Source organism: Mesorhizobium sp. M1423, from assembly GCF_040317575.1.
Classification (GTDB): domain Bacteria; phylum Pseudomonadota; class Alphaproteobacteria; order Rhizobiales; family Rhizobiaceae; genus Mesorhizobium.
Genome location: NZ_JAMYKU010000002.1, coordinates 247,972 through 272,543, shown reverse-complemented (window position 1 = coordinate 272,543; position 24,572 = coordinate 247,972). Strand labels below are relative to the sequence as shown.

The 24,572-nt window shown below is 63.2% G+C and carries 22 protein-coding genes; 17 read left to right on the top strand and 5 right to left on the bottom strand.

Annotated elements, in window-relative coordinates; all coding sequences use genetic code 11:
• From murG to NKG95_RS04060, 12 genes are all read left to right on the top strand, one after another.
• Entirely contained in the window at positions 1-1,125 is a 1,125-nt protein-coding gene (murG, locus tag NKG95_RS04115) for an undecaprenyldiphospho-muramoylpentapeptide beta-N-acetylglucosaminyltransferase (RefSeq protein ID WP_023721201.1), read from the top strand.
• Positions 1,125-2,531, top strand: a complete 1,407-nt coding sequence (gene murC, locus NKG95_RS04110; protein ID WP_023721200.1) for a UDP-N-acetylmuramate--L-alanine ligase — start codon at positions 1,125-1,127, stop codon at positions 2,529-2,531. The genes murG and murC overlap by 1 nt, the downstream gene beginning before the upstream one ends.
• Entirely contained in the window at positions 2,528-3,493 is a 966-nt protein-coding gene (gene murB, locus NKG95_RS04105; protein ID WP_031194586.1) for a UDP-N-acetylmuramate dehydrogenase, read from the top strand. The genes murC and murB overlap by 4 nt, the downstream gene beginning before the upstream one ends.
• Positions 3,494-3,807: 314 nt before the next feature.
• Positions 3,808-4,734 (top strand): D-alanine--D-alanine ligase, encoded by a 927-nt coding sequence (locus tag NKG95_RS04100; protein ID WP_352481537.1) that lies wholly within the window; start codon positions 3,808-3,810, stop codon positions 4,732-4,734.
• The gene (locus tag NKG95_RS04095; protein ID WP_353040015.1) at positions 4,722-5,663 is read left to right on the top strand and encodes a cell division protein FtsQ/DivIB; all 942 of its coding nucleotides are present in this window, start codon (positions 4,722-4,724) and stop codon (positions 5,661-5,663) included. The genes NKG95_RS04100 and NKG95_RS04095 overlap by 13 nt, the downstream gene beginning before the upstream one ends.
• Complete coding sequence (gene ftsA / locus NKG95_RS04090) at positions 5,660-6,967, top strand: cell division protein FtsA (RefSeq protein ID WP_023721196.1); 1,308 nt, start codon at positions 5,660-5,662, stop codon at positions 6,965-6,967. The genes NKG95_RS04095 and ftsA overlap by 4 nt, the downstream gene beginning before the upstream one ends.
• Positions 6,968-7,034: 67 nt before the next feature.
• Complete coding sequence (ftsZ, locus tag NKG95_RS04085) at positions 7,035-8,705, top strand: cell division protein FtsZ (RefSeq protein WP_023721195.1); 1,671 nt, start codon at positions 7,035-7,037, stop codon at positions 8,703-8,705.
• 279 nt (positions 8,706-8,984) lie between these two features.
• The gene (lpxC, locus tag NKG95_RS04080; RefSeq protein ID WP_353040014.1) at positions 8,985-9,932 is read left to right on the top strand and encodes a UDP-3-O-acyl-N-acetylglucosamine deacetylase; all 948 of its coding nucleotides are present in this window, start codon (positions 8,985-8,987) and stop codon (positions 9,930-9,932) included.
• 204 nt (positions 9,933-10,136) lie between these two features.
• Complete coding sequence (locus NKG95_RS04075) at positions 10,137-11,006, top strand: outer membrane protein assembly factor BamD (protein ID WP_352456160.1); 870 nt, start codon at positions 10,137-10,139, stop codon at positions 11,004-11,006.
• A 13-nt stretch (positions 11,007-11,019) separates the two neighbouring features.
• Positions 11,020-12,693, top strand: coding sequence for a DNA repair protein RecN (gene recN, locus NKG95_RS04070; RefSeq protein WP_353040013.1), 1,674 nt, complete (start codon positions 11,020-11,022; stop codon positions 12,691-12,693).
• A 229-nt stretch (positions 12,694-12,922) separates the two neighbouring features.
• Positions 12,923-15,130, top strand: a complete 2,208-nt coding sequence (gene ligA / locus NKG95_RS04065) for an NAD-dependent DNA ligase LigA (RefSeq protein WP_023721191.1) — start codon at positions 12,923-12,925, stop codon at positions 15,128-15,130.
• Positions 15,130-15,822: a DUF2461 domain-containing protein gene (locus NKG95_RS04060; RefSeq protein ID WP_023721190.1), complete on the top strand. Its 693-nt coding sequence runs from the start codon at positions 15,130-15,132 to the stop codon at positions 15,820-15,822. The genes ligA and NKG95_RS04060 overlap by 1 nt, the downstream gene beginning before the upstream one ends.
• Positions 15,823-15,838: 16 nt before the next feature.
• Here NKG95_RS04060 and NKG95_RS04055 read toward each other — a convergent pair whose 3' ends face one another.
• Positions 15,839-16,636: a class I SAM-dependent methyltransferase gene (locus NKG95_RS04055; protein WP_353040012.1), complete on the bottom strand. Its 798-nt coding sequence runs from the start codon at positions 16,634-16,636 to the stop codon at positions 15,839-15,841.
• 242 nt (positions 16,637-16,878) lie between these two features.
• Between NKG95_RS04055 and NKG95_RS04050 the strand changes: the two genes are divergently transcribed.
• Both NKG95_RS04050 and NKG95_RS04045 read left to right on the top strand, forming a co-directional pair.
• Positions 16,879-17,607, top strand: coding sequence for an AzlC family ABC transporter permease (locus NKG95_RS04050; protein ID WP_023721188.1), 729 nt, complete (start codon positions 16,879-16,881; stop codon positions 17,605-17,607).
• Entirely contained in the window at positions 17,604-17,900 is a 297-nt protein-coding gene (locus NKG95_RS04045; protein ID WP_023721187.1) for an AzlD family protein, read from the top strand. The genes NKG95_RS04050 and NKG95_RS04045 overlap by 4 nt, the downstream gene beginning before the upstream one ends.
• Positions 17,901-17,942: 42 nt before the next feature.
• Here the strand turns inward: NKG95_RS04045 and NKG95_RS04040 are convergent, their stop codons facing one another.
• A complete protein-coding gene (locus NKG95_RS04040; protein WP_502913917.1) occupies positions 17,943-18,389 on the bottom strand; it encodes a cupin domain-containing protein in 447 nt (148 codons plus the stop codon).
• 154 nt (positions 18,390-18,543) lie between these two features.
• Here NKG95_RS04040 and NKG95_RS04035 point away from each other — a divergent pair, with 154 nt between their 5' ends.
• The gene (locus tag NKG95_RS04035; RefSeq protein WP_023721185.1) at positions 18,544-20,061 is read left to right on the top strand and encodes a winged helix-turn-helix domain-containing tetratricopeptide repeat protein; all 1,518 of its coding nucleotides are present in this window, start codon (positions 18,544-18,546) and stop codon (positions 20,059-20,061) included.
• A gap of 141 nt (positions 20,062-20,202) precedes the next feature.
• Here NKG95_RS04035 and NKG95_RS04030 read toward each other — a convergent pair whose 3' ends face one another.
• Complete coding sequence (locus NKG95_RS04030) at positions 20,203-20,442, bottom strand: hypothetical protein (protein ID WP_352481531.1); 240 nt, start codon at positions 20,440-20,442, stop codon at positions 20,203-20,205.
• A 112-nt stretch (positions 20,443-20,554) separates the two neighbouring features.
• On the opposite strand from NKG95_RS04030, the gene NKG95_RS04025 reads away from it, so the two are divergent.
• Positions 20,555-21,445, top strand: coding sequence for a LysR family transcriptional regulator (locus NKG95_RS04025; protein WP_353040011.1), 891 nt, complete (start codon positions 20,555-20,557; stop codon positions 21,443-21,445).
• On the opposite strand, the gene NKG95_RS04020 is transcribed toward NKG95_RS04025, so the two are convergent.
• Positions 21,435-23,279, bottom strand: a complete 1,845-nt coding sequence (locus NKG95_RS04020) for an aminopeptidase P family protein (protein WP_353040010.1) — start codon at positions 23,277-23,279, stop codon at positions 21,435-21,437. The genes NKG95_RS04025 and NKG95_RS04020 overlap by 11 nt on opposite strands.
• Positions 23,280-23,315: 36 nt before the next feature.
• Here NKG95_RS04020 and NKG95_RS04015 point away from each other — a divergent pair, with 36 nt between their 5' ends.
• Positions 23,316-23,660, top strand: a complete 345-nt coding sequence (locus tag NKG95_RS04015) for a hypothetical protein (RefSeq protein ID WP_348633244.1) — start codon at positions 23,316-23,318, stop codon at positions 23,658-23,660.
• A gap of 31 nt (positions 23,661-23,691) precedes the next feature.
• Here NKG95_RS04015 and NKG95_RS04010 read toward each other — a convergent pair whose 3' ends face one another.
• Positions 23,692-24,564, bottom strand: coding sequence for a 50S ribosomal protein L11 methyltransferase (locus tag NKG95_RS04010; RefSeq protein WP_353040009.1), 873 nt, complete (start codon positions 24,562-24,564; stop codon positions 23,692-23,694).
• Between the last annotated feature and the right edge of the window lie 8 nt (positions 24,565-24,572).

Genomic DNA, 24,572 nt, shown 5'->3' with positions numbered 1-24,572 from the left:
ATGGCGAAGGGGGTCATCCTTCTAGCTGCTGGCGGAACGGGCGGACATCTGTTCCCGGCCGAGGCGCTGGCACATGAGCTCAAGGCGCGCGGCTGGGCGGTACATCTGGCCACCGACGACCGCGCCGAGCGCTTTGCCGGGCAGTTCCCGGCGACCGCCATCCATCCGATCCAGTCGGCGACGATGGGCTCGAAGAATCCTTTTGCCATGCTCGCCGCGTTTTGGAAAATCTGGCGCGGGGTGCGGCAGGCGTCGGCCGTCATCGCCAGCATCAAGCCCGCCATCGTGGTCGGCTTCGGCGGCTATCCGACACTGCCGCCGCTTTACGCGGCGACCCGGCGCAAGGTGCCGACGCTGATCCACGAGCAGAATGCGGTGATGGGCCGCGCCAATCGGGCGCTCGCCGGCCGCGTCGACGCCGTTGCCGGCGGGTTCCTGCCGGAAGACATCAGTGCCACTGGCGCCAAGACGGTGACCACCGGCAATCCGGTCAGGCCGCAAGTGTTGGAAGCAGCGAATACACCCTATGCTGCATCGGCCGGCGAAGAGCCGTTCCGGTTTCTGGTGTTTGGCGGCAGCCAGGGCGCGCAGTTCTTTTCCGATGCGGTGCCGGCGGCGATCGCCCGGTTTTCCGATGCACAGCGTAGGCGACTGGCGATCACGCAGCAGGCCCGCGCCGACGATGTGGCGCGGGTGGAAGCCGCCTATGCCGCGCTTGGCATCGAGGCCGAGGTGTCGCCCTTCTTCACCGACATGGCGGCGCGGCTCGCGGCGGCGCATCTGGTGATGTCGCGCTCCGGCGCGTCGACCGTATCGGAAATCGCGGTGATCGGCAGGCCGGCGCTGCTGGTGCCTTATCCGCACGCGCTCGACCACGACCAGGCGGCGAATGCGGCCGCCCTTGCCGCAGCGGGGGGCGCCGAGGTGCATCCGCAATCCACGCTTTCGGCGGAGCGGATCGCTGCGCTTGTCGGCGGGCTAATGGATGATCCAGGCAGGGCGGCGACAATGGCTGCGGCGGCGAAATCGTCCGGTAAACCGGATGCCGCGCGGTTGCTCGCCGATCTGACAGAGGCTATTGCGTCCAGGAAATCCGTTTCGGAATTCAGGAAGGAGACGCATTGATGAAGATGCCACAGACGATCGGCCTCGTGCATTTCATCGGCATTGGCGGCATCGGCATGAGCGGCATCGCCGAGGTGCTGCACAATCTCGGCTACAAGGTGCAGGGATCCGATCAGGCCGACAGCGCCAATGTGCAGCGGCTGCGCGACAAGGGCATCGAATGCTTCGTCGGCCACCAGGCCGAGAACCTCGGCGAGGCCGAAGTGGTCGTCGTCTCCACCGCAATCAAGAAATCCAACCCGGAGCTGAAGGCGGCGAGAGAGAAGTTGCTGCCGATCGTGCGGCGCGCCGAAATGCTAGCCGAGCTGATGCGCTTCCGGCAGGCGGTCGCGATCGGCGGCACGCACGGCAAGACAACGACGACTTCGATGGTGGCGACGCTACTCGATGCCGGCGGGCTCGACCCGACGGTGATCAATGGCGGCATCATCAATGCCTATGGCACCAACGCCCGCATGGGCGACGGCGAATGGATGGTGGTCGAGGCCGACGAGAGCGACGGCACCTTCCTCAAGCTGCCGGCCGAGATTGCCGTCGTCACCAATATCGACCCCGAACATCTCGACCATTACGGCTCCTTCGACAAAGTGCGCGAGGCGTTTCGCCAGTTCGTCGAGAACGTGCCGTTCTACGGCTTTGGCGTGATGTGCACCGACCATCCCGAGGTGCAGGCGCTGGTCGGCCGCATCGAGGACCGGCGCGTCATCACCTATGGCGAAAATGCGCAGGCCGACGTGCGCTTCACCAATCACCGCATGGACGGCCCAACCTCGGAATTCGACGTGGTGATCCGCGACCGCAAGACGCACGGCCAGATAACGATTGCCGGTCTGCGGCTGCCGATGCCCGGACGCCACAACGTTTCCAATGCGACGGCGGCGATTGCCGTCGCGCATGAGCTCGGCCTTTCGGCCGAGGCGATCAAGAAGGGCCTGTCGTCCTTCGCCGGCGTCAAGCGGCGTTTCACCCATACCGGTTCGTGGAACGGTGTCGATGTGTTCGACGATTACGGTCATCATCCGGTCGAGATCACGGCGGTACTGAAGGCGGCGCGCAGCGCCACCAAGGGCCGCATCATCGCCGTTACCCAACCGCATCGCTTCACTCGGCTGCGCGATCTGTTCGACGAGTTTTCCGTCTGCTTCAACGACGCCGATACGGTAATGGTGGCGCCCGTCTATGCGGCCGGCGAGGAACCGATCGACGGCGTTACGTCCGACGCACTGGTGTCGCGCATCCGCTCCGGCGGCCATCGCGACGCACGCTACATCGAAGGTCCGGCGGCGATTGCGCCGATCGTGCGCGAGGTGGCGAAGCCGGGCGATTTCGTCGTCTTCCTCGGCGCTGGCAACATCACCCAATGGGCCTATGCGCTGCCCAAAGAACTCGGCGGGACTATCTCATGATGCGCGGCCAGGCGTTGATCGACAAGCTTGGCGACCGGCTTGCCGGACTGCGCGGCCGCATCACGCCCAATGCCGAGATGGACAAGATCACCTGGTTTCGAGCCGGCGGGCTCGCGGAGGCATTGTTCCAGCCGGCCGACGAGGACGATCTTGCCGCGTTCCTGAAGGCGGTGCCCGAGGAAATACCGCTGACCATCGTCGGCGTCGGCTCAAACCTGCTTGTCCGTGACGGCGGCATTGCGGGCTTCGTCATCCGGCTTTCGGCCAAAGGCTTTGGCGAGACCGAAGTGATAGCGCCGACCACGATCAAGGCGGGGGCCGCGACACCCGACAAGCGCGTTGCGGCCGTTGCCTACGAGGCCGGCATCGGCGGCTTTCATTTCTACCACGGCATTCCCGGCGCCATCGGCGGAGCGCTGAGGATGAACGCCGGCGCCAACGGTGTCGAGACGCGCGAGCGCGTGGTCGAGGTGCGGGCGCTCGACCGCAAGGGCAATGTGCATGTGCTGAGCAACGCCGACATGGGCTATGCCTATCGCCATTCAGCTGCGCCGTCCGGGCTGATCTTCACGTCGGCGCTGTTCGAAGGCGTTCCGGAGGACAAGGCGGCGATCAAGGCCGCGATGGATGCTGTCCAGAACCATCGCGAGACCGTGCAGCCGATCCGCGAAAAGACCGGTGGCTCGACCTTCAAGAATCCCGAGGGCACCTCGGCCTGGAAGGAAATCGACAAGGCCGGCTGCCGCGGCCTGATGGTCGGCGGGGCACAGATGTCGCCGATGCATTGCAACTTCATGATCAACACCGGGACCGCCACAGGCTACGAGCTTGAATATCTCGGTGAGACGGTGCGTGCGCGCGTGCTCGAAAGATCGGGCATCCGGCTGCAGTGGGAGATCAAGCGCATCGGCAATTTTCGGCCGGGCCATGCCGTCCAGGAATTTCTCGGGCAGCTGCTTTAGCGCAAGCCGAAGACCGTTGCCTCCGGACCTCATGAATTCACATTTTGCTGCCGTTTTTGCGGAAAGTGAATCCATCGGAATCGTAAGCACTTGCCAGCGAATCAACTCTCTGATTCTCTGCCCTGAAGCGTTTCCTGATTTGAGTCGTTTCGACGCGTTACTCGCGTTTCCGTCTGGGGGGCAACCTGCCGGGAGACTCGGACTCAATGTTGCGGAAACACGGGAGCAAAGCTGCTCGGCGTATTTGAGTGCGCGCGATGCTTTTCGGGCCATGCACGATGGTGCAGGCCTGCTGTGAGAGGAAATGACGGGGAATGACAAGCAAGCACGTGGCCGTCCTTCTGGGGGGATTCTCGTCCGAGCGGCCCGTGTCCCTGTCGTCGGGCAAAGCCTGCGCCGATACACTCGAGGGGGAGGGCTACCAGGTCACCCGGGTCGACGTCTCGCGCGACATCAGCTCGGTGCTCGCCGAGCTCAAGCCCGACGTCGTCTTCAACGCGCTGCACGGCCCCTTCGGCGAGGACGGCACCATCCAGGGCATCCTCGAGTATCTGGCCATTCCGTACACCCATTCCGGCGTGCTTGCCTCGGCGCTCGCGATGAACAAGGAACAGGCCAAGAAGGTCGCCAAGGCGGCCGGCATTCCGGTAGCGGAATCGAAGGTGGCCAATCGCTTCGCCATCCAGAACAAGCACCCGATGAAGCCGCCCTATGTGGTCAAGCCGGTCAACGAAGGATCGAGCTTCGGCGTCGTCATCGTGCATGAAGGCCAGTCGCATCCACCGCAGATCATCGGCTCGTCCGAGTGGAGATATGGCGATACGGTGATGGTCGAGCGTTATGTGCACGGGCGAGAATTGACGTGCGCGGTGATGGGCGATGTGGCGCTCGGTGTCTGCGAGATCATCCCGACCGGCCATTCCTTCTACGACTATGATTCAAAATACGTCGCGGGCGGATCAAAACACGAATGCCCGGCAAAACTTTCACCGAATATTTACCAAAAAATACAGACACTGACGCTCAAGGCTCACCAAGCTATCGGCTGTCGGGGCGTTTCCCGGTCGGACTTCCGTTATGACGATCGTCACTCCGAAAACGGTGAAATTGTCTGGCTCGAGGTCAACACCCAGCCGGGTATGACGCCGACGTCTTTGGTGCCGGAAATCGCCGCGCAAGCGGGACACTCGTTCGGCGATTTGTTGAGTTGGATGGTGGAGGACGCTTCGTGTCTGCGTTGAAGTGGGGACAGGGCAAGGGGAAGGGCGCGGCCGGGCCGGTGCTGTTCGGCATGCCGTTGTCGTTCGACCATTTCGTGCTGCCACGCCTGCTCCGCCGGCCGGTGCGTGTGCTGGCGCGCCTCGGCGAGGGCGATTTCGAAGCGCCGCCCTATTGCGCTGCCATCCTGTCGGCGGCACTGCTTATTTCGAGCAGCGCCTATGGCGCCTATCTCGGCGGGCATGCCGACGCCATCGTCCAGAGTGTCACCGCCCGCACCGGTTTTGCCGTCGACCAGGTCAAGGTCGTCGGCAACCGCGAAACCTCCGAGATCGATATTCTCGACAGGCTGGAACTCGACGGCTGGACCTCGCTGATCGGCTTCGATGCCGAAGCTGCGCGCGAACGCATCACCACGCTGCCCTGGGTCGAAGCCGCGGCAGTGCGCAAAGTCTACCCGCATACGCTGGAAGTGCGCGTCGAGGAGCGCGAGCCGTTCGCGCTGTGGCAGCAAGGGAGCGCGCTTTCGGTCATCGAGAAATCCGGCACCGTCATTGCGCCGTTCTCCGGCGGCAAGCAGATATTGCTGCCGCTGATCATCGGCACCGGCGCACCGGCCAAGGCGCCGGATTTCCTGGCCAGGATCAAGAATTATCCGGAGCTTGCCGCGCGGATCAAAGGCTATGTCCGCATCGGCGAACGGCGCTGGGATCTCAAGCTTGAGAATGGCATCACCGTCAAGCTTCCCGAAGACGGTGAGGACCAGGCGATTGCCGACCTGGTCAGGATGGACCACGAGAACGGGCTTTTGACGCGCGACATCGCAGCCGTCGACATGCGCCTTTCCGACCGTCTGGTCGTCCAGTTGACGCCGGAAGCGGCGACGCAGCGCGAGGCTGCGCTTAACGAAAAGCCCAAGATGCTGAAGCGCAAGCCGGAGACGAAGATATGAGCTGGCTTGGCGGCAACAGCGATGCCTCGTCGCGCCGGTCCGGCATCCTGACGGTGCTGGATGTCGGTTCCAGCAAGGTCTGCTGCGTGGTGGCCAAGCTCAAGCCGCGCGACGATGGCAAGCTGCTGCGCGGACGCTCGCATCGCATCCAGGTGATCGGCATCGGCCACCAGAAATCGCAAGGCGTGAAATCGGGCGTCGTCATCGATCTCGACCGTGCCGAGCACGCCATCCGTCTTGCCGTCGACGCCGCCGAACGCATGGCGGGACTGACGGTCGATTCGCTGATCGTCAACATGACCGCCGGCCGGCTGAAGAGCGAGGCTTTTTCGGCCACCATCAATCTCGGCGGCCATGAGGCTGACGAGGCCGACATCAAGCGCGTGCTTGCCGCCGGCGCCAAGCAGGCGCTGCGGGCTGAGCGCGAGGTGATCCATTCGCTTCCCGTGGCCTTTTCGCTGGATGCCGAGCGCGGTGTGCGCGATCCGCGCGGCATGGTTGGCGACCAGCTTGGCGTCGACATGCACGTGCTGACAGGCGACGCGGCGCCCCTGCGCAATCTGGAGCTCTGCATCAACCGCTCGCATCTGTCGGTCGAGCGCATGGTGGCGACGCCCTATGCCAGCGGGCTTGCCGCGCTGGTCGACGACGAGCTCGAAATGGGCGCGGCCTGCATCGATATGGGCGGCGGCACGACGACGATCTCGGTATTTTCGGAAGGCAAGTTCGTCCACGGCGACGCCATCGCGATTGGCGGCAACCACGTCACGCTGGATATGGCCAAGGGCCTATCGACCTCGCTCGATGCCGCTGAAAGGCTGAAAGTGATGCATGGCTCGGCGCTGCCAGGAAGCGCCGACGACCGCGACCTGGTCTCGATCCATCCGATCGGCGAGGACGGCGAGGTGCCGTTGCAGATCCCGCGCTCGGTGATGACGCGCATCATCCGCGCCCGCATCGACGAGACGCTGGAACTGCTGCGCGACCGGCTGAACAAGTCCGGCTACGGCAATGCCGTCGGCAAGCGTGTGGTGCTGACCGGCGGCGCCAGCCAGCTTGCCGGCCTGCCCGAAGCAGCACGCCGCATTCTCGGCCGCAATGTACGTATTGGCCGCCCGCTCGGCGTGGCAGGCCTGCCCGAGGCGGCCAAGGGGCCGGCTTTCTCGACCCCGGTCGGACTTCTGATCTACCCGCAGATGGCGAGCTTCGAGAGCCGCCCGGCGAAGGGAATTTCCGGTCTTCGGATGACCGGAACAGGCGGAAAACTGCATCGAATGAGTCAGTGGTTGAGAGACAGTTTTTAATTTGACGGGGACAGCCCCATAGGCGGCCGCGGCGGCGAAGCGGCGGGAAAGGCAAAGGACGAAGACAATGACCATCAATCTGCAGAAGCCGGACATCACCGAGCTCAAGCCGCGCATCACCGTGTTTGGTGTCGGCGGCGGCGGCGGCAATGCCGTCAACAACATGATCACCGCCGGCTTGCGCGGCGTCGAGTTCGTGGTGGCCAACACCGACGCGCAGGCACTGACGATGTCGAAGGCCGAGCGGCTGATCCAGCTCGGTGCGCATGTCACCGAGGGTCTCGGCGCCGGATCGCAGCCTGAAGTCGGGCGCGCGGCGGCGGAAGAGTGCATCGACGAGATCATCGATCATCTCTCGAACACGCATATGTGCTTCGTCACCGCCGGCATGGGCGGCGGCACCGGCACCGGGGCGGCGCCCGTGGTCGCGCGCGCTGCCCGCGAAAAGGGCATCCTTACCGTCGGCGTCGTCACCAAGCCGTTCCACTTCGAAGGCCAGCGCCGCATGAAGACGGCCGACATGGGTATCGAGGAACTGCAGAAATGTGTCGATACGCTGATCGTCATTCCCAACCAGAACCTGTTCCGGCTGGCCAATGACAAGACGACCTTCGCCGACGCCTTCGCCATGGCCGACCAGGTGCTCTATTCGGGTGTCGCCTGCATCACCGACCTGATGGTCAAGGAAGGCCTGATCAATCTCGACTTCGCCGACGTCCGCTCGGTCATGCGCGAAATGGGCAAGGCGATGATGGGAACCGGCGAGGCTTCGGGCGAGGGCCGCGCAATGGCCGCCGCGGAAGCCGCCATCGCCAACCCGCTGCTCGACGAGACCTCGATGAAGGGCGCCAAGGGCCTGCTGATCTCGATCACCGGCGGCCGCGACCTGACACTGTTCGAAGTCGACGAGGCCGCAACCCGCATTCGCGAAGAGGTCGACCAGGACGCCAACATCATTCTGGGCGCCACCTTCGATGAGGAACTCGAAGGCGTTATCCGCGTGTCGGTGGTCGCCACCGGCATCGACAAATCGGCGGCCGAAATCGCTGCAGCGCCGATCGCCATCCGCACGGCTCCGCCGAAGCCGGTCAGCCGCCCGGCGGCTCAGGTCACGGAAATGCGCCCGGCGCCTGTCCAGCAGCCGATCTATGAACCACGTGCTGCCGATCCGGTCGCCGAGGCCATTCAGCTCGCCGAGGCGAATGCGGCAGCGATGGCGCAGGCCCGCCCGGCACCGGTCGCGCATTCGGAAGACTTCCGTCCGCAGAGCAAGATCTTCCAGGCGCCTCCCGCTCAGCCGCAGCCGATGATGCAGCCAGTGGTTCAGCAAGCGATGCAGCCGGCTCCGCATCGTGAAATGCCGCAGCCGATTGCCGCGGCACCCCAGCGCATGCCGCGGGTAGAGGATTTCCCGCCGCAGGTGAAGGCTGAAGTGGAAGCCAAGGCCCGCCCGGCCGACCACGAGAACAGCGGCCCGATGGGCTTGCTCAAGCGCCTGACCAACGGCCTAACCCGCCGCGAAGAGGAACCTGCACGGCTGCAGCCGGCGCAGCCGCGCGAACCGAAACTGCGCCAGGCGCCGGCGGAAGTGCGCCGCCTAGCCAGCCAGGATCCGCAGCTTTACGCGCCGCGCCGCGGCCAGCTGGACGAGCAGGGCCGACTGACGCCGCAGAGCCGGGCTGTCCAGGAAGACGATCAGCTGGAGATTCCCGCCTTCCTGCGCCGGCAGGCCAATTGATCTGTTGACGGTTCGTAACAGTTGTTAACAGGCGAGCAGGAAACTGTTCGCCTGTTAATATTAAAAGCGATTTTAAAACAAGGACTTATGGGGCAATCCCGCGCTGGACCGCAGTTACAAAGAGTAAGAAACCGTGATTTGGAGTCTCCCTGTGGGACCATTATCTTCGCCACCGACCAAAGTCGGTTTGCTGGGAGTCTCGGGGAAGTGGCCCTGCCTGCCGATCAATCAAGAGCCGCGCCCTCAGGGCAGATGAAGCGGACCTAGGCAGTACGGGCTATGGGGATTGTTTTGCACGACTATCAGACGACACTTAAATCGCGTGCGACGCTGACTGGTATCGGCGTCCATAGCGGCAATCCGGTCACCGTCCATTTCCTGCCGGCAGATGCCGATACGGGTATCGTCTTCCAGCTTTCGAATGCAAGCGGAAGCCACGAATTTCGCGCGCTCGTTTCCGAGGTCGGTGCCACCGACCTCTGCACCATGCTTGGCGATCCGCAAGGCGAGCACATTGCCACGGTCGAGCATCTGATGGCGACGCTCTTTGGGCTTGGGATCGACAATCTCGTCATTGAAATCGACGGCCGTGAGGTGCCTATCCTCGACGGCAGCGCGGTCATGTTCATCGAGGCCATGGACCAGGCAGGCATCGAAACGCTGCCGGTCAAGCGTCGCTACATCAGGGTGGTCAAGCCGGTTCGCATCGAGAACGGCGCCTGCTGGGCGGAGTTCAGGCCCTATGATGGCACGCGCTTCGAGATCGAGATCGATTTCGAAAGCCCGGCGATCGGCCGCCAGCTTTTCGCATCCGATATGAATGCCGACATTTTCCGCCGCGACGTCGCGCGGGCCCGCACTTTCGGGTTCATGAAGGACGTCGAGCGGCTATGGGCAGCTGGCTTCGCGCTCGGCTCCTCGCTGGAGAACTCGCTGGTGATCGGCGATGACAACCGCGTGATCAACATGGGAGGCCTGCGCTATCCCAACGAGTTCGCGCGGCACAAGACGATGGATGCAATGGGCGACCTGGCGCTCGCCGGTGCCCGGTTTATCGGCTGCTTCCGCTCCTATCGTGGTGGCCACAGGCTGAACGCCGCGGCGCTGCGCCGTCTCTTGTCCGACCGTTCGGCTTTCGAGATCGTCGAGACGACGCGCCGCGAGCGCGGCCGTGCCGCCGAGATGAGCGCCGTCAATGCCCCCCTCTTTGCGCCCTGGATGATCTGATTCTTAACGTTTTTGCGGCTCTTATTGCGATCAGCTGTGTTGCAAGGATGCATCACTGGCCGGCCAAATCGCACAGCTTTCCAGGTGGCGCCAAACCGCCACAAAAATGTGCGATTGGCCGGGGATAGCGTTGCCGGGCAAGGCGGTTATGGTTTATGGCTGCTGCCGTCGACTGAAATGACGCCGAAAGGGCGGAATCCAATCATGTTTTTCAAGCGAGTTGGTCAATCGAAGGCGCCGCGGCGGGCTGTTTTCCTGGCGCTTTCGGTCGTCGTTCCATCGCTGTTTCTGTCGGCCTGCATGTCGTCCGAGAAGGACGTCGATCTATCGACCTATGTCGATCAGACCGAGCCGGCCGACGTGCTCTATAATCAGGGTCTCGCCAATCTGAATGCCGGGCGCCTGCAGGAGGCAAGCCGCAAATTCGATGCCGTCGACCGCCAGCATCCGTATTCGGAATTCGCCCGCAAATCGATGGTGATGGGCGCCTTTGCCGACTACCGTCAGGGCAATTACGACGAGGCGATTGGTTCGGCCAAGCGCTACCTGACCCTTTACCCGTCGACCGACGATGCAGCCTATGCCCAATATATTATCGGGCTGAGCTACTACCGCCAGATCAAGGACGTCACCCAGGACCAGAAGGAAGCGCGTCTTACCGTGCAGACGATGCAGGACCTGGTGACGCGCTGGCCCACGTCCGAATATGCCGACGACGCCAAGGAGAAGATCCGCTTCGCCAACGATCAGCTCGCCGGCAAAGAGATGCAGATCGGCCGCTATTATCTCGAGCGCCGCGAGTACATCGCAGCCGTCAAACGATTCCGCAACGTGGTGGAGAACTATTCCAACACACGCCATGTCGAGGAGGCGCTGGCGCGTCTGACCGAGAGCTACTACGCGATGGGGCTGACGTCGGAAGCGCAGACCGCCGCGGCCGTGCTCGGCACCAACTATCCCGACAGCCAGTGGTACAAGGACTCCTATAAGCTCCTGCAGAGTGGTGGGCTCGAGCCGCGCGAGAATGCCGGATCGTGGATCTCCAAGGCCGGGAAGCTGATCACCGGCGCCTGAGCGGCGCGTCACCATGCTCTCCAGGCTGTCGATCCGCGATATCGTTCTGATCGAGAAGCTGGACATCGACTTCTCGTCCGGCCTTTCGGTGCTGACCGGCGAAACCGGCGCCGGAAAGTCCATCCTGCTCGACGCCTTGTCGCTGGCGCTTGGCGCCCGCGGCGACGCCTCGCTGGTGCGGCATGGCGCGGCACAAGGCCAGGTCATCGCTGTGTTCGACGTGCCGCGCAACCACCCGGCCCGTATGCTGCTCGCCGAGAACGCCATCGAGGACGACGGCGACATCATCCTGCGCCGCGTCCAGACGGCGGACGGCCGCACGCGCGTTTTCGTCAACGACCAGCCGTCCAGCGTGACGCTGATGCGCGACGTCGGCCATGCGCTGGTCGAGATCCACGGCCAGCACGACGAGCGCGCTTTGGTCGATCCCGGTGCGCATCGGGAATTGCTGGACAGCTTCGGCGGTCATCTGGGCGCCGCGCGTGCAACAGGCGAGGCGTGGCGGCACTGGCGCGCCTGCGAGCAGGAATTTTCACGGCACCGGGCCAAAGTCGAGGCGGCTTCCCGCGAGGCCGATTATCTGCGTGCGGCGGTCGCCGAATTGACCAGGCTCGATCCGCAACCGGGTGAAGAGACCGAGCTCGCCGACCTGCGCGCCTCGATGATGCGTGCCGAAAAGATCGCCTCGGAAATCCACGATGCGCAGGATGTGCTCTCGGGCCCGTCCTCACCCTTGCCGCAGTTGGCCAGCCTGCTCAGGCGGCTGCAGCGCAAGGTGACGGAAGCGCCCGGCTTGCTTGAAGAGGTCGTCAAATCGCTCGACGAGGCGATGCTGTCGCTCGACGCGGCGCAGTCGGGCGTGGAAGCAGCACTTCGCGCCACTGAATATGATCCGCAGCGGCTGGAGAAGGCCGAGGAGCGGCTGTTTGCGCTGCGTGCCGCCTCGCGCAAGCACAGCGTCGCTGTCGACGATCTGGCGCAACTGCGCGACACCATGGCGGCCGACCTTACCGATCTCGACGCTGGCGAAGAGCGCCTGCATGCGCTGGAGAGACAGGCTGCAGCTGCGCGTCAGGCCTATGACATTACGGCGGCCCAGCTGTCGTCGCTTCGCCATGCGGCGGCCGCAGGGCTGACCAAGGCGGTAATGGCCGAACTGCCGGCGCTGAAGCTCGAACGGGCTGAGTTCATCGTCGAGATCGCAAGCGATGCCGGGAGCCGCATGGAAGAAGGCATCGACCAGGTCGAGTTCTGGGTGCACACCAACCCCGGCACCCGGCCCGGCCCAATGATGAAGGTCGCTTCCGGCGGCGAGCTTTCGCGCTTTCTGCTGGCACTCAAGGTGGCGCTGGCCGATCGCGGCTCGGCGCCGACCCTGGTCTTCGACGAAATCGACACCGGGGTAGGCGGCGCGGTTGCCGACGCCATCGGCCAGCGGCTGGCGCGGCTGGCAAAGCGCGTGCAGGTGCTTTCGGTCACGCACGCGCCGCAAGTGGCGGCGCGCGCCGCGACGCATTTCCTGATCTCCAAGTCAGGCGGGGCCGACCGGGTGTCGACCGGCATCGCCGAGATGGACCGGGCGGCGCGGCAGGAGGAGATCGCGCGCATGCTCGCCGGCGCCACCATCACCGACGAGGCGCGCGCGGCGGCCGAGCGCTTGCTGCGGGAGAACATCGCGGCAGCGTAGAGCGGTTCATCACGCCGAACCGCTCTACCTCTTTGTTTTGCGCAATTCCGGACGGAAAACCGTTTCACACTTTTCCTGGAATTGCTCTAGACGAGTTCGTTTCCGGCGCTCGTGACCTGAGTCAGGGTCTGGCTCCATCCTGCTGTTCAGGAATGATTTCCGTGTCTGATCTCTCCCTCATGAGAGAATCCTGTTCTATTGTGTCGCGCCACCGTGGAGGGAGCAGTGTATGGACGAAAAACCAGTCGATTCGCTCAGCGAAAGCGAGGCGGCAAGCGAGTTGAAGCGGTTGGCGCAGGAGATCGCCGAGCACGACCGGCGCTACCATGGCGAGGACGCGCCGATAATCACGGACGCGGAATATGACGCGCTGACGCGGCGCAATCTCGCCATCGAACAGCGCTTCCCTGCTTTGCTGCGTGAGGATTCCCCCTCACGCAGGGTCGGCGCGCCACCGGCGGAAGGCTTTGCCAAGGTGCGTCATGCGGTGCCGATGCTCAGCCTCGCCAAGGCCTATACCGACCAGGATGTCGCCGATTTCATCGTACGTGGCCGGCGGTTCTTTGATCGCGACAAGGATCTGGACATCGCCTTCACGGCTGAGCCGAAGATCGACGGGCTGTCGGCTTCGCTGCGTTATGAAGGTGGTGTGTTCGTGCAGGGGGCAACGCGCGGCGACGGCGCCGTTGGCGAGGACATCACCGCCAATCTGAGGACCATCGCCGACATTCCCAAGACCTTGAAGGGATCGGGCTGGCCCGAGGTCATCGAAATACGCGGTGAGGTCTATATGACCTACGCGGAATTCGAGGCGTTGAAGCAGCGCTCGGCGGCGATCGGCGGCCAGGATTACGTCAATCCGCGCAATACCGCGGCCGGGTCGCTCCGTCAGAAGGACCCGTCTATTACCGCCAGCCGCAACCTCAAGTTCTTTGCCTACGCCTGGGGCTTTACCACAAAGGATCCGGCTCCGACCCAGTACGATTCCGTGCAGAAATTCGCGGAGTGGGGGTTCAAGGTCAGCCCGCTGATGGTCCGGGCAAGATCGGTCGAGGAACTGGTCGCGCATTATCACCTGATCGAGACCCAGCGCTCATCACTGGGCTACGACATCGACGGCGTCGTCTACAAGGTCGACCAGCTGGAATTGCAGCGCAGATGGGGTTTCGTCACTGGCGAACCACGCTGGGCCATCGCCCACAAATTTCCGGCCGAACAGGCCATGACAACCGTGCTGAGGATCGACATTCAGGTCGGCCGTACCGGTACGCTGGCGCCCGTTGCCCGGCTTGCACCCGTCACGGTCGGCGGCGTCGTGGTCGAAAACGTCACGCTTCACAACGAAGATTACATCAAGGGTCTGGACAGCAACGGCCAGCCGATCCGCGACGGCTATGACGTGCGTATCGGCGACACAGTGGTCATCCAGCGGGCAGGGGACGTCATTCCGCAGATCGTCAGCGTCGTAGCCGATAAGCGTCCGCCAGATGCCGTGCCCTACGAATTCCCGCACAAATGTCCGATCTGCGGCTCACCCGCAACGCGCGAGATCAACGAGAAGACCGGCAAGGAGGATTCCCGCCGCCGCTGCACCGGCGAACTGATCTGCCCTGCGCAGGCCGTGGAAGGATTGCGCCATTTCGTGTCACGCGGCGCCATGGATATCGAAGGCCTGGGCGCTGAAAACATAGATCTGTTCTTCAACGCCGGGTTGATCAAGACAGCCGCCGATATCTTTACGCTCAGGGATCGTCGTCCCGCCGTTACCAAGGCGCTGGCCGAGCGGCGGGAAGAGCAGGCCAGGCAGCGTGAGGCCGCGTCGGGCAAGACGCGCAAGAATGTACGCAGTGTCGAGGAACGCAACTACGACGGCCTCGACAAGCTCTTCGCTGCCATCGACGCTCGCCGCGAACCGGAACTCGATCGCTTCATCTTTGCGCTGGGCATCCGCCATATCGGCGAAACGACGGCCGCTGTGCTTGCCCGAACCTTCTCGACGATCGAGGAGTTGATCCGCATTGGCAAGGAGACAGCAGCGGCAGCCGATCCACACACCGTTTTTCCTTCGATCAACGGCATCGGCGATACGGTGATAGGTGCGCTTCGCGATTTCTTCGGCAATGAACGCAACGACGCCGTGCTTGAAGCGCTGCTCACACAGGTCCACCCGAAGCCATACATCGTGAATGTCTCAGCCGATAGTGCGGTCGCCGGCAAGACAATCGTGTTTACAGGCACGCTGGAAAAGATGACGCGCCCCGAGGCCAAGGCGATGGCCGAACGTCTCGGCGCGAAGGTCGCCGGCTCGGTTTCTGCGAAGACCGATCTCCTGGTAGCGGGGCCGGGCGCCGGTTCCAAGCTGAAGGACGCGACCAAATTCGGCATCGAGGTGATCGACGAGGACACCTGGTTGCAGCGGATCGGCAAGGGCGCGTGATGGCGGCTGCGTTCAACGGTTTTGGGCAAAAGGCCATTCCCTTCCTCAAGGCGCTGGATTTTCATCAGAGCCGGGAGTGGTTTTTGGAAAACCGCGACCTTTTCGAACGCGATCTGCGCGACCCCTTCGGCGATCTGGTCGAAACGCTCTCCGAGCGCTTCACGGCCGCGGGGCTCGGCCTGCGCGGCGACCGCAAGAAGTCGCTGTTCCGGATTAATCGCGATGTGCGTTTCGCCAAGGACAAACGGCCTTATAACCGGCATTTGTCGGCGATCCTTTCGCCTGACGGCACCAAGATGGAACAGGGCGTGTTTTACGTCCATATCGGGCTCGATCGCTGCTTTGCCGCCGTTGCCTGGTGGCAGCCCGGACCGGAGCTATTGCTGGCGCTGCGCAACGCGATCGCGAAGCGGCCGGCTGAATTCCGCACCCTCGTCGCGGCGCTGAAGAAGAACGGCCTCGAGCTCGACCCGGACGGCTGCATGAAGCGCACGCCGCGCGGCTTCGAGCATATCGCCGAGCCCGATCTCGCTGCCGCGATCCGCAATCGGCATTTTGCCGTCCGGCACGCAGTCGAGCCGGCGGATATTTATGGAGCTGGATTGGTCGACGAACTCGTCGACTTCGTCATGCGGGCAAAACCGCTGCTCGACTGGGGCAGGGCGATCGAAGGCAAGGCTTCGCCGCGCTAGCGGATAAATCAGACAGTCAAATGCGCCGCGCAGTGTAGAGGCTGGTGGTCATGTTGCGGGTTATGGAGCCTTGGAACTCGTCGCGGACGATGCGACCCAGCTCCGCCAGGATTGCTTCGCGGTCGCTGCGGATGTTGATGTTGGAAAAAGTGGCATAGAGGGCGACCGTCTGGTCAGGATCGAGGACGAGCGACCAGACACTTGTCCGATGTTCGATGGAATCGAACGCGCCGGGTCGCTCCAGCGCCGCCACGCGGGCCTCGGCATCAAGGGCGAACGGAATACCATTTGAGCCCGCCGAAGGGCTCGAAGGCCCTTCAAGCAGTGCCTTCGTCGCATCATGAAAGGGATCGGGGCGACTGTTGTCGCCGAATACATTCCAGACCATTGTCCACCAGCCGCCCGGCCGAAGCAGCTCGGCGACCTTGACCAGCGCGGTGTCCTCATCCAGCCAATGAAAGGCAGTGGCGCTGACGCCGAGATCAAAACCGGCCTTCTCAAGGACGGCATCCTCAAACGCAGAGACGCTCACCGAGAGCGCCTTGTCCTGAATAGTCTCGCAAAGGAAAGTCGCGAGGCGAGAATCCGGCTCGATGGCGAGCATCGGGCTCGCGCCCAGTTCGAGTAAGCGGCGCGTAGCAGTTCCTGTGCCTGCGCCAATCTCGAACGTCGCCGTGCCAGGGGCGAGACGGCACCGTTCACATAGAATTTCGAATACCCAATCAGGATAGCCAGGCCGCGTCGCGTGATAGCTGCCGGGATCGGCGCCGAAGGCCAGGCGGCCGAATTTTGGATCGATGAAAAATTCGCTCATTGCAACCACCTCTGGGGAACCACCTCTGGCCTTGGGTCTGTGGCCGCCACTTTTGGCAAGGACCGATCGGCGCCAACGGATATGCCCTCCCAGGTGCCAAGCGTCTGATTTTTATCCACTGGGCACTGGAGCGCCTTGCCGCCCGCCTCAGCCATCACTTCCGCTGATCATTTGCCTCAATCGAATTGGTGTGACAAGCAGGGCGGCCCTCCCTACATACGACCGTCCCGAGGAGGCGATTGATGTCGGCGGAAGCAATCTCCGAAAACAGTGCGAAAAGCGATTTCTGGGACGGCGTGCGGCTCAGCATGCCCGTCGTGGTGGCATCGGCGCCGTTTGCATTGCTGTTCGGGGCGCTCGCAGTCGACAACGGGTTTTCCGTGCTCGAAGCGTTCCTGATGAGCGCAACGGTGTTCGGCGGCGCCAGCCAGATGGTCGGCATCGAGCTGTTCGGCCAGCATGTCGCGCCGTGGCTGATCGTGCTGTCGATCTTCGCGGTGAATTTTCGCCACGTGCTCTATTCGGCCGGTATCGGCCGGCGCATCGCGCATTGGCCACTGATCCAGCAGGCGATAGGCTATTTCGTGCTCACTGATCCGCAGTTCGCGATGGCCGAGCGCAAGGCGGAGGCCGGCGAAACCGTCGGGTTTACCTGGTATATGGGGCTTGGGCTGCCGGTCTATGTGTTCTGGGTCATCGAAAGCGCGCTCGGCGCGATGTTCGGCAAGCTTATTCCCGACACCCATGTGCTGGGCATCGACTTCCTGCTGCCGATCTATTTTCTCGGCTTGGTCATGAGCTTCCGCAAGCGGCCGCTGTGGCTGCCGGTGGTCATCGCCAGCGCTGCCGCCTCCATCATTGCGTACAAAACCGTCGGCTCGCCCTGGCATGTCTCCATAGGTGCGCTGGCCGGCGTGCTGCTCGCCGTCATCCTGCCGCCCCGCCACAGCGGCGTGGAGACACGGCCATGAGCACGACCTTGTGGATCATCGTCGCCGCTTCGATCGCGACCTATCTGACCCGCATCGGCGGTCATCTGGTGATCTCACGCTTCGACCATATCCATCCGCGCGTCGAGGCCGGGCTCAGCGCCGTGCCGGCGGCGGTGCTGACCACGCTGGTGGCGCCGGCGGCGCTCAGCGCCGGACCGGCGGAATGGGCAGCCTTGATTGTTGCCGGCCTGGTCTCGCTGCGCGGCGGGCTGATGGCGATGTTCCTGGCGGGTGCTGCCGTGCTGATCCTTGCGCGGCAGCTCGTCGGCTAGTGGACCGACGGAGTACGCCTGTCTTCCTGCCAGATCGCCGCTCTATGGTATTTTGCCGTCCATCTTCGGGAAGAGAATGACACTCTCCTGTGCGGTCGGTTCGTTGCGGGCGCCAATAAAGGTGGCCGGCGTGCTTGCCCGGTTCACGGCAACGTGAAGCACGTTGGCGGGAATGTAGAGATAGTCGCCGGGATGCACGAGGTCGCGAAACTGCAGTTCGTCCCCGCTCCACATCTCCAACTCGTCTCCGCTCAGCATATAAAATGCTGTTTCGTGGCGCGCATGGACATGGGCTTTGGTCCGCTTGCCCGGCGGGATTGAGGCGACGCCCAGCCAAAGGGCCTTCGCTCCGACGGTCTCAGCACTTATTCCCGGCAGATAGTCCGACCCCTGTTCGGCCCGATAAGCCTCGCCGCCCCTAACAACCAAAGCCTTTCCCTCGCTGGGCGCAGCACTGTCCATTGCGGCCGGCCGTTTCAACATCATCATCTTGAACCTCCATTTGTGTTAGTCTGTGCGAAGGACGGCCAGAATGATCAGTCCCCCGTCCGAAGTCCTTAACAGGAGGCGAAAAGTTCCGAATTCTTCCGAAGCCGGAAAGCGAGATGCTTCAGCACCGCGACGCTTCGCGTTCGGGCCGTTCGTGCTCGACCTGCTGCGCGGGACGCTTGTTCGCGAGGGCAAGCCAGTTGCGGTCGGGCAAAAAGGCTTGTCGTTGCTTCAGGCCCTGGTGGAGGCACCGACGCAGGCGCTGAGCAGGACGGCCCTCATGGAGGCCGCCTGGTCCGATGCCGTCGTCGAGGAAAGCAATCTTTCGGTGCAGATTGCCGCCCTGCGCAAGCTACTCGGCCCGCAGCCGGACGGCAGCGAATGGATCGCCACCGTCCCCCGCACCGGATATCGCTTCGCCGGCAGTGTTCATGTGCTTGACCCCGCTGCAGACGATGCGCTTCCGAGCCAACTGGCGGGTCTCTCCGAAAGGGCGTCCATTGCGGTGTTGCCGTTCGCCAATGTCAGCGGCGACAGGGAACAGGCCTATCTGGCTGACGGCATCACCGAGGACATCATCACCGCGCTGACAAGGTTCCGATGGTTCCGGGTGATCGGGCGCAATTCCAGCTTCGTCTATAAGGACAAGTCGGTCGACTCCAAACAGGTGGCCCGCGAGCTTGGCGCCCGTTATGTCTTGGAAGGAAGTGTGCGCCGGTCCGGCCAGCAGATCCGGGTCTCGACGCAACTGGTCGATGCCGCCTCGGCCAATCAGATCTGGGCCGAACGATACGAGATGGAACTGACGGAGGCGTTCGCCGTCCAGGATGCCATAGCCGAGCGGGTGGCTGGTGCGATCGAACCCGAACTGCTCAAGACGGAGTCGCTCCCAGCCGTTGGACGCAACAGCGGAAATGCGACGGCCTGGGACCTGGTGCGGCAAGGTACCTGGCATTTTCACCACGTCGGCCGTCAAACTCACTTGCGTGGCCGCGAGTTATTTCGGCTGGCGTGCAAGCTCGATCCTGAACTCGCAGAGGCCCATCTCTGGCTCGGTCGGGTGAGCGCCGGCATCGTCGCTTACGGCTGGAGCGACAAGCCGGCACAGGATATCCGAGAAGGCCTGGATGCAGCCCTGAAGGCGGTTCGGCTCGACGAGAAAAATCCCTATTCGCATTATGCGCTCGCCATCTGCAGCATCTATGCCAATGCGCAGGAACAAGCCGTTCTTGCTGCGGAAAGAGCGATCGAGATCAGCCCAAGTTTCGCCCTTGGTCATCTGGCTATGGGAATGGGGCAGCTTTTCCGCGGCAGCGCATCCGAAGCGATAGCGCCGCTCGAACACGGCCTTATGTTGAACCGGTACGATCCGCAGAACTTCGTCTGGTTTAATGTCCTGGCGCTCGCTTATCTATTTGCGGGGCAGGCAAACGAGGGGCTCGTCGCGGCGATTGAGGCTCGCAAGGTCGGTCCCACGTGGCGACCCACCTATGAAACACTCGCCTGCTGCTACGTCTCGCTTGGCCGTCTGCCGGAGGCAAGATCTTGCGTCGAACTGATGCGGGAGATGGAGAACCCTACAGGCGATGCCTTGGCGCCGCTCAGGCTGCGCAATCCACATTGGGCAGACCAGATGGCGGATCTGTTGAAGAAAGCCGGTTGGCAGCAGTAAGGCTGCGGTCAATCCCCTGCAGATTGGCGTCGTCTGTGTGATGTCGGTCACGCAGTTGTTGGGCAGCACAAGCCAGGTCGGCTTCGCACTCAGGATGATGCTGGGGTCCGGTCGATAGCCGACCCACCGCCATTGCGAAAATCACCACTTCTGATCGTGCGGCTTCGCCGCAGCGCTCATCTGCGCTGCAAACCATGTAATAGCTCCTGCCCAGCCAGCAGGTTTCTTGAATATCGACGCGACCTGCGACAGGCTCAGCCGGATCGCCTCCGCTCTCTCCTGGTGGGCGCGCCGCACGGCGCCGCTATAGAGCGCTTCACGCTGCTTTGGCGTCAATGCGCTTAGATCGATCGGCTGGATGCCGAAGGGCTCGGGCGACATTTCCATCTCCCCCGGTTTGCCGTGTTGATAGGCAGCTACACCGACGATTTACGGGAAAGGGCTAATTAGCTAAAATGAATAATTAAGATCGTTACGTTCTCCAGGAGGATGTATGGATTTGGCCGATCTGCGCATCTTCCGCACGGTGGTGCGCGAGGGCGGAATCACCAGGGCAGCGGAAAAACTGTTTCGCGTGCAATCGAACGTGACCACACGCATCCGGCAGCTCGAGGAGGATCTCGGCGTGCAGCTGTTTATCCGGGAGGGCAAGCGCCTGCACGTATCGCCGGCCGGTCACAAATTGGTCGGCTATGCGGATCGGCTGCTGGCGCTTGCGGAGGAGGCGCGAACGGCGATGCTCGATCCACGCCCGCGCGGCACGCTTCGCCTAGGTGCCATGGAGAGCACCGCCGCGGCCCGGCTTCCAAGGCTGCTCGCCGACTATCATGCACGTTATCCCGAAGTGGAAATCCAGTTGCGCACCGGCAATCCTCAGGTTCTCGCGACCGCCATGCTTGCCGGCGAGCTCGATGCGGCGTTCGCCGCCGAGCCCATCGCCGACGCTCCGTTCGAAAAGCTGCCCGCATTCCAGGAGCAGCTGATCATTGTCTCGGCGGCATCGCGCGTTTCGATCGACGACCGCCTGGACATGCCCAAAACCATGATAGCCTTCGAGCACGGCTGCCCGCACCGCAAGCGGCTGGAACAATGGTACGCGCGCAGAGGGTTCATGGCCGAGAAAACCATCGAGCTTGGTTCATACCATGCCATCCTTGGTTGCGTGGTGGCTGGCATGGGCATAGCGCTGATGCCGAAAAGTGTGCTTTCGGGTTTCCCGGAGAGCCGCTGGCTAAAGCTGCACGAACTGCCCTCTGACGAAGACAACGCCGTCACGGTGTTGTTCTGGCGCAAGGGAGCCGGTTCTCCCAACGTCACGGCTTTGCAAGAACTGCTTGCGGAGCAAAGCCTGTCAACCGGCGTTGCCGCCGCCGCTATTGCTTGAAGTCGTGCGGCAGCGGGGCGGTTGCCTTTTCCAGCCAGGCCAGCGTCTCGCCGTCGAGCATCGGTCCGATCTCGGCCAGCACCCGCGCGTGGTATTCGTCGAGCCAATGCAACTCGTCACGCGTCAACAGATCCGACCGGATCAGCCGCTTGTCGATCGGCGCCAGCGTCAGCGTCTCGAAGCCATGCATGGCGATGTCACCGCCTTCGACCATCTCAGCCGGAGTGACCAGGACGAGATTTTCGATGCGGATGCCGTAAGAACCTTCCTTGTAATAGCCGGGCTCATTGGAGACGATCATGCCGGCCAGCAACTTTTCGGTGCCGGTCTTGGCGATACGCTGCGGGCCCTCATGTACGGCAAGATAGGAGCCGACACCGTGCCCGGTGCCATGGGCGAAATCGCAGCCGTGTCTCCATAGCGCCAGGCGCGCTACGGCATCGAGTTCGGAGCCGCGCGTGCCTGGGGGAAAGCGCAGCATGGAGATGCCGATCATGCCTTTCAGCACCAGCGTGAAGCGCTCGCGCATCTCTTCCGTCGGCGCGCCAATCGGCACTGTGCGGGTGATGTCGGTGGTGCCGTCCTGGTACTGTCCGCCGGAATCGAGCAGGAACAGCTCGCCATGCTCCAGTTTGCGATTGGTGGCGCGGGAGACGCGATAGTGCATGATGGCGCCGTTGGGACCAGCGCCGGAGATTGTGTCGAACGAGACGTCGCGCAGCGGCATCTGTGTTTCGTCGCCGGTTTGCCGGCGCGTCTCCTCGAGCGTGGTGACAACGGTGATCTCGTCGAGCGTGCCGGGTTCCTGACGGTCGAGCCAGCACAGCAGCTTGGCGACGGCGGCTCCGTCACGGCGATGCGCGGCGCGGGCGCCGGCGATCTCGGCTTTGTTCTTCGTTGCGCGTGGGATGCGGGCCGGATCCGGTGCGGCAGTGACGGTGCCGCCATTGTCCTCGACCAGCATGCTGAGCTTCTCCGCCGCCAGAGCCGGGTCCAGCGCGATTTTTGCACCGCCCTTGGCCAGCATGACGATCGCTGTTTCGAATTCACCGGGTTCGTGCAATTCGGCGAGCTGCGTCAGATAGGCTGCGACGGTGCGTGAGAACTTGCGCTGGTCCATGAAAAGCAGATGCGATCCGTCGGCGGCGAGCACGGCAAAGCCGAGCGCCAGCGGTGTGTGTGGTACGTCGCCGCCACGGATGTCGAAGGCCCAGGCGATGGAGGAGGGGTCGGTCAATACGGCATGGGTGGCGCCCTCCTTCTCGATGGCTGCCGCCAGCCGGACCAGCTTGTCCTTGGCCAGTTCGCCGGCAAAGCCGATCGGATGGATCTCGACCGGCGCCAGTGGCGGCCCGGGCTGGTCCTGCCAAATGGCGTCGATCGGATTTTGTTCGAGCGGCACCAGTATCGCGCCGGACTTCTCGGCCGAGGCCTTCAGCGCCTTGACGTCGCTGATCGTATGCAGCCATGGATCGAAGCCCAACCGCACGCCCTTGCCGAGATTGTCCTTGATCCAGTTGGCCGGCGGGTTGTCGACAAGGCTCTCGATCGAAAAGATGTCGAGATCGACCTCCTGGCGCACCTGCAGCGTGTAGCGCCCGTCGACAAACATGGCGGCGCGCTCGCCAAGCACAATGGCGACGCCGGCCGAGCCGCTGAAGCCGGTCAGCCATTTCAGCCGTGCCGAGCGGTCGGCGACATATTCGCCCTGGTGCTCGTCGGCACGAGGCACGATGAAGCCATCCAGCCCGTTCGCCGCCAGCCATTGGCGCAGCATTGCCACGCGCGGCTTGCCAACGGCCGGATCGCCGGCGGAATCGAAGGTCTGGAACATGTGGGCTCTCCTCGAATGCTGGCGCGACCGTAGCGCATGACCTCGAAAATCGGAATCGATTTTCGGAACGATCATGCCTGGTCGCGACAGCCTCTTTTTGCGCATGGAGGCCATGCAGAATCGGCGATTTCAAAAAGCGTCAGCAAGGCTTACCTTCTTAACGTGGAGGAACGTGTCTTATTGCCTGCAAAGGAGACCATCATGTCCACGATTTCAGCCAGACGCGGATTTTTCAGAAGCGCTGTGAACGCGCTGATCGAAGCTCGCCAGCGCGAAGCGAGCCGGTATGTGAGCGGCGTTTTGCTTGGCTTTGATGACGAAACGCTGAAAGCTCACGGCTACGATCGCGAAGAGCTGAAGAAAGCGGCGAACTCTCGCTAGGTCCGAGCGGATGCGTTGAAGGCGCTGCGCCTCAGCGCTTGAGATGGATCGTCACCCAGCCTTCGCGGTGCAAGGTGCGGACGTGCCGGAATTTCTGGCCGACATAGGCCGCGATCACCGCGTCGCGCTGGCGCTCGAGAATGCCTGACAAAACGATCGAGCCACCGCGCGCGATATGCCCGGCCATTTGAGGCGCCAGCCGCATCAGCGGCCGCGCCAATATATTGGCAATTATCAGGTCGAAGGGCGCACGCGCGGCAAAGATCGGATGATGAAAACCGGGTGCAGCCACCGTTTCAATGAGCGCCTTGACATGGTTCAGCCGCGCATTGGCGGCGGCTACCTTGACGGCGACCGGGTCGATGTCGGTCGCCAGCACCGGAATATGCGCGAGCTTGGCCACCGCGATGGCGAGCACCGCGCTGCCGGTGCCAAGGTCGAGCGCGTTGCGCGGATGCTCGCGCTCTATGACCTGCTCCAGCATTTCGAGGCAGCCGGCGGTGGTGCCGTGATGGCCGGTGCCGAAGGCAAGGCCGGCCTCGATCTCGATGGCGAGCTCACCGCTGTGGCGCTTCCTGCGGTCATGCGCGCCATGGACGAAGAAGCGCCCGGCCCGCACCGGCTTCAACCCCTCCAGCGAGCGCGCCACCCAGTCGATGTCGGGCAGCGCTTCGCGCTCTATCGATTTCGACAGCGACAGTCCGGCAAGGATGTCCCTAAGCCGCGCCTCGATCGCATCGACGTCGTCGTCGGCATAGAGCGATACTTCGTGGATGTCGCGGTCCTCGTCGACCTCGAGCACCGCAATCGGCAGGCCCTCATCGTCGAACGCCGCACCGAGGGCCGCGAAGATGCGATCAGCCTCGATCTTGCCCGCGGTGAAATACAAACGCGTCTGCGTCATTACCGGAT

Bases quoted from the DNA above. Each gene is read 5' to 3' on its own strand.
- NKG95_RS04025 (WP_353040011.1), top strand. From the start codon at position 20,555: ATGGATTTGGCCGATCTGCGCATCTTCCGCACGGTGGTGCGCGAGGGC.
- NKG95_RS04015 (WP_348633244.1), top strand. From the start codon at position 23,316: ATGACCTCGAAAATCGGAATCGATTTTCGGAACGATCATGCCTGGTCG.
- NKG95_RS04040 (WP_502913917.1), bottom strand. From the start codon at position 18,389: ATGATGATGTTGAAACGGCCGGCCGCAATGGACAGTGCTGCGCCCAGC.
- NKG95_RS04075 (WP_352456160.1), top strand. From the start codon at position 10,137: ATGTTTTTCAAGCGAGTTGGTCAATCGAAGGCGCCGCGGCGGGCTGTT.
- NKG95_RS04045 (WP_023721187.1), top strand. From the start codon at position 17,604: ATGAGCACGACCTTGTGGATCATCGTCGCCGCTTCGATCGCGACCTAT.
- murC (WP_023721200.1), top strand. From the start codon at position 1,125: ATGAAGATGCCACAGACGATCGGCCTCGTGCATTTCATCGGCATTGGC.
- NKG95_RS04020 (WP_353040010.1), bottom strand. From the start codon at position 23,279: ATGTTCCAGACCTTCGATTCCGCCGGCGATCCGGCCGTTGGCAAGCCG.
- NKG95_RS04030 (WP_352481531.1), bottom strand. From the start codon at position 20,442: ATGTCGCCCGAGCCCTTCGGCATCCAGCCGATCGATCTAAGCGCATTG.
- ftsZ (WP_023721195.1), top strand. From the start codon at position 7,035: ATGACCATCAATCTGCAGAAGCCGGACATCACCGAGCTCAAGCCGCGC.
- ligA (WP_023721191.1), top strand. From the start codon at position 12,923: ATGGACGAAAAACCAGTCGATTCGCTCAGCGAAAGCGAGGCGGCAAGC.
- NKG95_RS04055 (WP_353040012.1), bottom strand. From the start codon at position 16,636: ATGAGCGAATTTTTCATCGATCCAAAATTCGGCCGCCTGGCCTTCGGC.
- murB (WP_031194586.1), top strand. From the start codon at position 2,528: ATGATGCGCGGCCAGGCGTTGATCGACAAGCTTGGCGACCGGCTTGCC.
- NKG95_RS04100 (WP_352481537.1), top strand. From the start codon at position 3,808: ATGACAAGCAAGCACGTGGCCGTCCTTCTGGGGGGATTCTCGTCCGAG.
- recN (WP_353040013.1), top strand. From the start codon at position 11,020: ATGCTCTCCAGGCTGTCGATCCGCGATATCGTTCTGATCGAGAAGCTG.
- NKG95_RS04050 (WP_023721188.1), top strand. From the start codon at position 16,879: ATGTCGGCGGAAGCAATCTCCGAAAACAGTGCGAAAAGCGATTTCTGG.
- murG (WP_023721201.1), top strand. From the start codon at position 1: ATGGCGAAGGGGGTCATCCTTCTAGCTGCTGGCGGAACGGGCGGACAT.
- lpxC (WP_353040014.1), top strand. From the start codon at position 8,985: ATGGGGATTGTTTTGCACGACTATCAGACGACACTTAAATCGCGTGCG.
- NKG95_RS04060 (WP_023721190.1), top strand. From the start codon at position 15,130: ATGGCGGCTGCGTTCAACGGTTTTGGGCAAAAGGCCATTCCCTTCCTC.
- ftsA (WP_023721196.1), top strand. From the start codon at position 5,660: ATGAGCTGGCTTGGCGGCAACAGCGATGCCTCGTCGCGCCGGTCCGGC.
- NKG95_RS04010 (WP_353040009.1), bottom strand. From the start codon at position 24,564: ATGACGCAGACGCGTTTGTATTTCACCGCGGGCAAGATCGAGGCTGAT.